This is a genomic window from Cupriavidus sp. 01L46 (genome assembly GCF_056399905.1).
On the sequence record NZ_JBFTSF010000158.1, the window covers coordinates 21,069 to 30,231 of the forward strand.

Annotated in this window: 7 protein-coding genes and 1 pseudogene; 1 reads left to right on the top strand and 7 read right to left on the bottom strand. The window is 66.1% G+C overall.

The genetic code is table 11. From position 1 onward, the window contains the following. The first annotated feature begins 183 nt into the window (after positions 1-183). Complete coding sequence (locus tag AC1DS3_RS24310) at positions 184-1,281, top strand: substrate-binding domain-containing protein (RefSeq protein ID WP_477128124.1); 1,098 nt, start codon at positions 184-186, stop codon at positions 1,279-1,281. A 29-nt stretch (positions 1,282-1,310) separates the two neighbouring features. Here the strand turns inward: AC1DS3_RS24310 and AC1DS3_RS24315 are convergent, their stop codons facing one another. The 7 genes and pseudogenes from AC1DS3_RS24315 to AC1DS3_RS24345 form a co-directional block, all read right to left on the bottom strand. Continuing rightward, positions 1,311-1,634, bottom strand: a complete 324-nt coding sequence (locus tag AC1DS3_RS24315) for a hypothetical protein (protein WP_441641312.1) — start codon at positions 1,632-1,634, stop codon at positions 1,311-1,313. A gap of 89 nt (positions 1,635-1,723) precedes the next feature. Further along, positions 1,724-3,394 (bottom strand): M30 family zinc metallopeptidase, encoded by a 1,671-nt coding sequence (locus tag AC1DS3_RS24320; protein WP_441641313.1) that lies wholly within the window; start codon positions 3,392-3,394, stop codon positions 1,724-1,726. A gap of 145 nt (positions 3,395-3,539) precedes the next feature. After that, on the bottom strand, positions 3,540-4,853 hold the full coding sequence (locus tag AC1DS3_RS24325; protein WP_441641314.1) for a cation:proton antiporter: 1,314 nt from the start codon (positions 4,851-4,853) through the stop codon (positions 3,540-3,542). Positions 4,854-5,006: 153 nt separating this feature from the next. Beyond that, positions 5,007-5,924 (bottom strand): polyphosphate kinase 2, encoded by a 918-nt coding sequence (ppk2, locus tag AC1DS3_RS24330; RefSeq protein ID WP_477128125.1) that lies wholly within the window; start codon positions 5,922-5,924, stop codon positions 5,007-5,009. Between the two features lie 82 nt (positions 5,925-6,006). Next, the gene (locus AC1DS3_RS24335; protein ID WP_477128126.1) at positions 6,007-7,026 is read right to left on the bottom strand and encodes a transporter; all 1,020 of its coding nucleotides are present in this window, start codon (positions 7,024-7,026) and stop codon (positions 6,007-6,009) included. Positions 7,027-7,405: 379 nt separating this feature from the next. Beyond that, positions 7,406-8,554, bottom strand: a pseudogene (locus AC1DS3_RS24340) (Hsp70 family protein); the annotation flags it as partial. Between the two features lie 136 nt (positions 8,555-8,690). Further along, on the bottom strand, positions 8,691-9,163 hold a 473-nt coding region (locus AC1DS3_RS24345; protein WP_477128127.1), incomplete at its 5' end, for an inositol monophosphatase family protein.

A 9,163-nucleotide genomic window follows, 5' to 3' on the forward strand; every position in this document is an offset into this window, starting at 1 on the left:
CGGGGCGCGGCACACCGTGTTGCGGCGACCGCGTTATATGCTATTTTTTTCATATATTGGGGGCTCTGAACGGGCATTCCCCATCTCGCCTGGCCAGTTAAGCGGGCTTCTATCGGGTGCTATGCCTCTTCGAGCGGACTATAGGCAGTTGGCCACGTTCGAGCAATATGCTATTTTTCTCATATGATTCGCATCTCGATCCTGCCCCACCTCCAAATCCGCGACGACAGCGACGCCGCCAGCGCCCCGCTTGACGTGTCCCGCCTGGTCACCTTGCTCGGGCATATCGAAAGCACCGGCAGCATCAGCCAGTCGGCGCAGGCGACCGGCCTGTCCTACCGCTATGCCTGGGGCATCCTGCGCGACGCGCAAGCCCTGTTCGGCGGCGCGCTGATCGCCAAGACCCGCGGGCGCGGCAGTGCGCTGTCGCCGCTGGCGCAGCAACTGGTGTGGGCCAGCAAGCGCATTGCCGCGCGGCTGTCCCCCACGCTGGAGAGCCTGGCCTCGGAACTGGAAATCGAACTGAAGAAGCTGGTGGACCAACCCGGCCCCACGCTGCGCCTGCACGCCAGCCATGGCTTCGCGGTGGCGGCGCTGCATGATTTCCTGGACGCGCACGGGGTGCGCCACGACCTGAAGTACTGCGGCAGCCTTGAGGCGGTTGCGGCACTTGCGCAAGGTGCCTGCGACATAGCCGGATTCCATGTGCCGATCGGCGAATTCGAGCGGGACATGCTGGCGAGCTTTGCCACATGGATTCGCCCCGAGACCCATTGCCTGATCCAGCTCKCGGTTCGCTCGCAAGGCATCTTCGTGCGCCCCGGCAACCCGAAGCAGGTCACCACGCTGCAAGATCTCTGCCGCGCCGACGTGCGCTTCGTCAACCGCCAGACCGGTTCCGGCACGCGGCTGCTGCTGGACCTGATGCTCAAGGCACGCGGCATCGACAGCGGGCGCATCGAGGGTTACAGCAATGGCGAGTTCACGCACGCCGCGGTGGCCGCCTATATTGGCAGCGGCATGGCGGATGCGGGATTCGGCGTGGAGACGGCGGCGCGCCGCTTCGGGCTGGATTTCGTGCCGGTGCTCAAGGAACGGTATTTCTTCGTGATCGAGCGGGAGCGCCTGCAAAGCCCAGCGCTGGCCGGCGCCGTGGCGGCACTCAGGAGCGCCGGTTTCCGGCAGGTGGTGGATGCCCTGCCCGGCTATGACGGCGGCCTGACGGGCACGGTATTGACACTGGAAGAGGCATTCCCCAACCGCGCGGGCCCGAGCGACTGACCAAGCTACCAAGCTGGAGCAAGCTGGATCTAGCGCGCAGGCGCGCCGTCCGGCAGGGCCTCGATCCGCTCGACGCGGATGGCCGGCGCCCACGTGCCAGGCTGGTTTGCGCGCAGCACGGTGCCGGTCACGCCCACCTTCTGGCCGCGCAACGCCTCGGCCTCGCCGACAGGGAATTTCTCCAGCACCCATGCCTCGCCATCGGCGGTGACCAGCACCGGCTGCTGGAACAGGGCGCTGCCCTTGACCATCACCGTGCCCGTCAAGGCGATGGACCGGCCGGCCGGCACCGCGTGCACGCACGCAGCCAGCACGACGGACAGGGCAGCAATCAGGAGCAGGATTCGGCGCATGAGGTTGATTGGATCGACAAGTCCGGGCGGCGAACATCGCCGCCCGGGAGCCGCCGGAGCAAGCTCCGGCGAGCCTGCGCTTAGCGCGTTCAGTACACCACTACGGATAGCGTAGCGCCAGCAGGCACGCGCACGGTCTCGTTGAACGTGGCGCCTGCATTGCTGCGAACCACCGGGAAACTACCGTACGGCTGCAACGTGGCGGGCACGGCCACCGGCAGCTTGCGCGAGGCGCGGAACAGGTCCGGATCGATCAGCGGGAGCGTAAAGCCGCCATCGATACGCGCCGGGTAGCCGTAACGCGCCGGCGACGTCGCGGCTGGCATCAGCGAATTGCTGGTGACGCTCCAGCGCAACAGTTCCTGGCTGAAGCCGGAGTCCGGGCGCGCGGCCTTGATGGCCTGGTCGAGCACGGTCTTGGAGTCCGCGCTGGAAGTCCGGCCCAGCAGGTCCTTGTAAAAGGCCAGGCCGAGTTGCCGGTCCAGGAAGCCGCCGAAGCTGCCCGACACCGAATAGCTCTCGCAGGTGGCGCCGAAACCGGTGAAATTCAGCATATTGCAGTTGAAGTTGCCATTGCCGTAGCTCACGTAGTCCCTGAAGCGCACGTCGCGGATCGCGTTGTAGGTGGGGTCGATGGTCTGGCTGGCGAAGTCCTCCATCATCATCGCGGACATTTCTTCCAGCCAGCTATCGAATGCGTACTGCTGGCCGGCCTTGACGCCGCGGCGGTAGAAGTTCTGCATATGCATCCCCTCGTGCGCCATCGTCATCTTCATCGACTTCAGGCCTTCGGCGCCGCCCAGGTACAGGGTCTCGGAATCGAGATAGAGCGACAGCGACTCGTTGCTGCGCGAATCCGAGGTGGCCTTCAGGTTGTGCAGGCCCCAGAAATAGCCCACGGTGCCGAATGGCTTGCCGTTGTTGTCGAAGTTGAGCACGACGATATCCACCGGCTGGCCGCTGCCCGCGATGAGGTTGTTGTAGCTGTGCGTACCCCACAGCGGGCCACCGACCGAGGTCAGCATGTCGTAAATGCCGCCGCCGCTGGCGAAGGCGGCAGCCAGCGTGTCGACGAGGGTGCCGGTGACCTTGCCAGGCACCGACTCGGTGGTCTCCACCCAGATGTTGACGGTGGTGGCGTCTCCCGTGCTCACTTGCTTGACCAGCGTGGCCGCGCGGCGCGTGCCGTCGGTGTGATACCAACTCTTGGTATCGTTGAGCACGGAAGCGAGCGGCGGTGGCGGCGCGATCTCGGAAAGGCTGGCCACCTGTTTGCCGCCGGCCAGTGCTGCCCAGCCGGTGCGATTGAACTCGGCAATGTCGCGCATCGTCTGTTCGTCCTGCCCGGTKGAGACCGACTGAATCGAGAGATTGCCCAGCACGGACTGGATCACCGACAGCGACAAGCCGGCCGGCATGGCCTGCGCCGTGGCACCGTTGGTGTAGAGCAGCGTCACGGCCTTGCCGTTCACGCCGCCGATGGCAACGGGCACATCGGCCGGCGCGCCGGTGGTGTTGGAGGCGGACCAGACGCCGACGCCAGAGCCCGAGTAATTGCTGGCATCCACGGCGCTGCAGCCGCCGCAGGCCGGCGCCAGCGTGGGCGGCACCGGCGCGCTGGCGACCGGCACGGAAGGACTCGCGCTTGTCTGGGCGGCAGCGGGCGCATCGCCGCCACCGCCACCGCAGGCGGCGACGGACATGGCGGCCAGCAGGGCAGCGAGCTGGCTTGCGCGTTGGCGGAAGAGAGGACCCCTCATGTTCTAAAGCTCCGATTCTTGTTATGTGGATGCCGGCCTGGGCGCACGAAGCCTAAGCCACACAAATAACGGCATCCGGGACAAGAGCTTTAACGAGGGGAAATGCCGCCGGCGAGTGCCCGAACCGATGCGCGAGCCAACGGATTCAGGCCTTGGCGGCGCCGCGCCAGCGCCGGTACATCGCCATCAGGGGTGTGGCCGATGAGCCATGCAGCACCACCGAAAGCACCACCACGTAGAGCGTGGCGTCGGCCAGCATGGCGCCGTGGCGGAAATCCGCGCCATGCGCAAGCGCATAGGCCAGGTAGTAGACCGAGCCGATGCCGCGCACACCAAACCAGGCAATGAGCCGGCGCTGCGGCGGCTGCAGCGCCGCTCCGATGGTGGAGATCGCCACGGCCAGCGGGCGCACCACCAGGATCAGCGCCAGCCCTAGGCCAAGGTACTCCCAGCGCAGCATCCGTATGGAGAGCAGCGCGCCCACCGCCACCATCACGCTAAGCTCGGCTAGCCGCTCGAGGTCCAGCGAGAACTCGCTGACGGTGTGTGCCAGGTAGGCGGCAGCCTTGTCGTGCTGCACGGCCGTGCTCTCCTGCTCCGAGAACACGGTCGCGCTCAGCACTTCGTCGGCCTCGACGTCCTGGTTCTCCTGGTGCTCGACGTGGCGCATGGCCATGCCCGCGGCAAACACCGCCAGGAAGCCATAGCTGTGCACGGCCAGCGCGGCGCCGTAAGCCAGCCCGATCAGGCCGACGGCGAAGAAGCTCTCCATGCCGGCCGCGCCATGCCGGCGCTTGCGCAGGGCCAGCACCGCGCGGCTGCACAGCCAGCCCATGCTCCAGCCCAGGGCCAGGCCTGCCAGGGAGGCCCACAGCAGGTCGACCCACAGCCAGCGCTGCCAGCCAATGCCGGCATCCTGCGCGCCCATCAGGCCAAGCGCGAGGATGACGAAGGGAAACGCGGCGCCGTCGTTGAGCCCGCCCTCCCCGGTCAGGCTAAAGCGCATCCGGTCGCGGTCCTGCGTATTCTCGACCTGCACGTCGGAGGCCAGCACCGGATCCGTTGGCGCCAGGATGGCCGCTAGCAGCAAGGCCACGCCCGCAGGCAAGCCCATGACCCAGAAGCCAATCGCAAACAGCATGGCGATGGTCAGCAGCATGCCCACCGTGGCCAGCCGCAGCGCAACGCGCCAGAGGCGATCGCGCGGATGCACACGCAGCCGCAGCCCCACCGCGAACAGCGATACCAGCAGGGCGATCTCCGTCACGATCTCCAGCGCAGCCGCATGATCGCGATCCGTCACATCGCCCCGGATCAGGCCAAGCCCCCATGGCCCGAGCCCGATGCCGAACAGCAGGTAAAGCGCCGACGCCGATAGCGGCAGCCGCTTTACCTGCGAACTGATCAAGCCCATGGTGACGAGCAACGCGCCGATAACCCAAGCCCAGGTGCCGAACAAGGATCACCTCCTGTAGCGAGCCTTCACTGAGAATAGCCGGAACCAGGCAGGGCAGCGCTGGCCGCACGCGGTCGCGTGGACGCCGTGCGAGATCGCCGGCTACGGCGGCGACCCGTGCTAGCGCAAGGGCTGGCGGCGCGCGAACAAGACGGTTCAGTAGACTTCCGGCACGATCATGTTGTCGGGCACCGGCTGGCGCGAGTAGTCATCGTGCCGCTCGCGCTGCGGCAGCACCACGGGCGGCTGCGCGCGCTCTTCATAAGGCATCTGCTGCAGCAGGTGATGGATGCAATTGAGGCGCGCCTTTTTCTTGTCGACCGCCTGCACCACCCACCACCGCGCCTCGTCGATATGCGTGCGCTCCAGCATGATTTCCTTGGCGCGGGTGTAGTCCTCCCAGCGCCGGCGGGATTCGAGATCCATCGGGCTGAGCTTCCACTGCTTGAGCGGATCGTGGATGCGGGAGAGGAAGCGCAGGTGCTGCTCTTCGTCCGAGATCGAGAACCAGTACTTGATCACCTGGATGCCGGAGCGCACCAGCATGCGTTCGAACTCCGGCACCGAGCGGAAAAACTCCTCGTACTGGTCGTCGGTGCAAAAGCCCATCACGCGCTCCACGCCGGCGCGGTTGTACCAGCTGCGGTCGAACAGCACGATCTCGCCCGCCGCCGGCAGGTGCGAGACATAGCGCTGGAAATACCACTGGGTGCGTTCGCGGTCGTTGGGCGCTGGCAGCGCCGCCACCCGGGCCACGCGCGGGTTGAGCCGCTGGGTGATGCGCTTGATCACGCCGCCTTTGCCGGCCGCGTCGCGCCCTTCAAACAGGATCACAACCTTGTGGCCGGTCTCCACCACCCAGCTTTGCAGCTTGACCAGCTCGCCCTGCAGGCGGAACAGCTCGCGGAAGTAAAGCCGTCGCGCAGCCCGCTCGTCGTCGTCCAGGCCGCCACCGGCTTCGCCGAACAGCGTATCGACATGGTGGTMTTCCAGCTCCAGTTCGAGTTCTTCGTCATAGTGATCGGCCACCTCGCGGTGGATACGCCGAATCAGCGCGTTCTCGTCTGGTCTCATCGCTAACTCCTGTTCGCAACAACGTGGTGAMTGGCAGGCTAACCGTGAGATGTGACGCGCCCGTGACGCATTGCCAGCGCGCTCAGTAACTACCCTGCTTGCGGAAGGCCCAGCGCCCCGCCAGCACGGTGAAGCTGGCCACCAGCACCACCAGCACCCAGAAACCGTGCGGATGGTCCGCCAGCGGAATCCCGCCCACATTCATGCCGAAGAAGCCGGCGACAATGTTGATCGGCAACGCCAGCACGGTGACCAGCGTCAGCGTGAACAGCGTGCGGTTGGTCTGCTCGTTGAGCTTGGCCGCGATCTCTTCCTGCAGCAGCTTGATGCGCTCGACCAGCGCGGCCAGGTCGCTCAGCACCAGCGAAAACTCCTCGGTGGAGGAGCGCAGATCCTGGATGTCCTGATCCTGCAGCCAGGCTGGAGGCCGGTTGAGCAAGCGAAACAGCGCGCCAGGCTCGGGCGCGAGCAGCCGCTGCAAGCGCACCAGGCCGCGGCGCATGGAGCCAAGCTCCGCGCGGTTGCCATGCAGACGATGCGAGAGCAGGCGATCCTCGACCTGGTCCACGGTCACGCTGGTTTCGCGCACGATGCGCACCAGCACATCGGCCTGGTCGCGCAGCAAATGCACCAGCAGCGCCAGCGGCGTGTGGAACAACTCGCCCTGGCGCACCGAGGCGCGCAGCTGGTCAACCGAGCGCAACGGCTTCATGCGCGCAGTCACCAGGATGCGGCGGTCGGCACAGGCCCACAGCGTGGAGATATCGGTGGTGGCCACGCCGAAGTTGTAAATCACGTCATTGACMACCGCAAGCAGCGCCGTATCCAGGCGCTCGATGCGCGTGGAGCGCGAACCCTCGCGCAGCGCCTCGAAGAATCCCTCGGGCAGGTCGAGCTGGCCCTTGAGCCAGCGCTCGCACGCGCTATGCGACAGATTGAAGTGCAGCCAAAGAAACTCGTCGCCCGACGGGGGCTRCCCGAGCCACGCGGCCGCCGCGGCGGAATCGATGGGCTGGCCCGGCTCGCCGGGCAGGAAGCGAAAGCCGCTGACCAGACCAACCGGATCGGAGCCGTAGCTGGCTTCGACGATAGCCGCATGCATGTGGTGCCTCTTCGAAAACGCGAATTCGCGAAGATGGGACATTAGCATGCGGGGATGACGGACGGCACCCGGCCAGGGGCACAAGGTCCTTGAGGCCATCTCGCTCTTGCCAGCGCCCGCCCTCTCCCCCGGCCCACTTGACACGGTTGCTCGCCCGCAAGCGGGAGAGGGGACCAAACCAGAGAGAGCAGAAAACGATTTCGTGTAGCCGTGATTCCCGCCTCCAGGCGGAAATCACCCAAGCGCGATGCGAAGCGAGCCGTGAAGGTTTGCATCCCCCGTTATGGGGCGCCTCGTCGGCAGGCCAAAAGAGCGGAAAAGAGGGACCCATGTTTGAGCATCGCCTTAAGGCGATACGAGTTTGGGTCCCGGCCGCTCTTTTGGCCAAAGGCACGCTGCTGGATCCGCCGGTAAACAATACGGTGTCGATCGCATCCGCCTGCACGCCCGCATCCCGCAACAACGCCTGCACCGTCACCTCGGTCTTGCCAACCAGCTTCGCAATGGACAGGTCAAAGTCAGCGCGGCTGATCGCCATGGTCTCGCCCGGGGCGATGCGCCCCAGGTCGAGCTGCGTCTGCGGCTCGCCCGACAAGGCGATCTTGGCGGCTTCCACCTGGATCGCGAGCCAGTGGCCGGCGCGCTGCTTGATCAGGCTGATCAGGCGGTCCAGCTTTATCTTGTCGGCGGCATCGCGATAGTTGTCCATCACGTGCGACCACGCCTTGCGGGTGTAGACCAGGTTGATGGTATGCCAGCTCGCCAGGTCGAAATACTGGCCCGAAGGCATYGCCTTGCCGTTGCGCAGCTCGCTGCCCAGGCCCAGGAACGGCATCACGCTCGCCAGGCTCAAGCTCTTGTCGAAGTCCGTGCCGCCGATGTGCACGCCACCGTTGGCCAGGATGTCGCCACGCCGGTCGACCTTGCCGGCCCGCTCGGGCGACAGGCGCACCAGCGAGAAGTCGGAGGTGCCGCCGCCGATGTCGGCCACCAGCACCAGTTCCTCGCGCACGATCGTGGCTTCATAATCGAAGGCCGCGGCGATCGGCTCATACTGGAACTCGATGTCCTTGAAGCCGGCATCCGCCGCGATCTCGCGCAGCGTCTGCTCGGCGAGCTGGTCGGCCTTGGTGTCTTCGTCGATGAAGAACACCGGGCGGCCCAGCACGACCTTGTCGAAGCTGGCGCCGGCCGAGGTCTCGGCGCGCTGCTTGAGCTCACCGATGAAGTGCGAGAGCAGCTTGCGAAACGGCATGGCCTGCCCCATGACCTCGGTGCTGTCCTCCATCATCGAGGTGCCGAGCAGGCTCTTGAGCGAGCGCATCAGCCGCCCTTCATAGCCCGCCAGGTAGTCGCCAAGCGCGGCGCGGCCGTAGCTGACCAGCGGATCCTCGGAATGGAAAAAGATCACGGAGGGTAGCGTGAGCTTGCCATCTTCCAGCGGCAACAGCGTGGGTTGTCCCGGCCGGCACCAGCCCACCGTGGAATTGGACGTGCCGAAATCTAGGCCGCAAGCGTTTGACATCATGTTTCTGGTTTCTTCCCTACTGCATGGTTAAGTCCGGGCCGGGATGGCCGTGCTGGCTGGGCCGTTTTTTTCCGCGCCGGACATTGCGGCCAGCATGATAGCAAGCCCGGCCGATGCCACCGGGCCACGCGAGTGCTCAAGCAGGCGCATTCAGCAGCGCGAGTATCTGCTGGTGCAGCCGCGGGTCGCCGCAGGCCACCACGGTGCCGCCCTGCTGTGCATCCCCGCCGGTCCAACTGGTGATAACGCCGCCCGCTCCCTCCACAATGGGAATCAGCGCCTGCACGTCGTAGGCCTTCAGGCCAGCCTCGACCACCGCATCGACATGGCCCGCCGCGACCATGCAGTAGGCGTAGCAATCGCCGCCATAGCGCTGCATGCGGGCGGCGTCCGCCACGCGGCGAAAGGCGGCGAACTGCGCCGCGTCCTCGAACATCTCCGGCGTGGTGCACATCAGCTTGGCCTGCGCCAGGTCGGCGCACGGCCGGGTACGCAGGGGCTGGCCGTTGAGCCATGCCTGGCTGCCATCGCCGCTGAACCGCTCGCGCGTGAACGGCTGGTCCATGATGCCGATCACCGGTCGCTGGCCGTCGTTAAGCGCGATCAGCG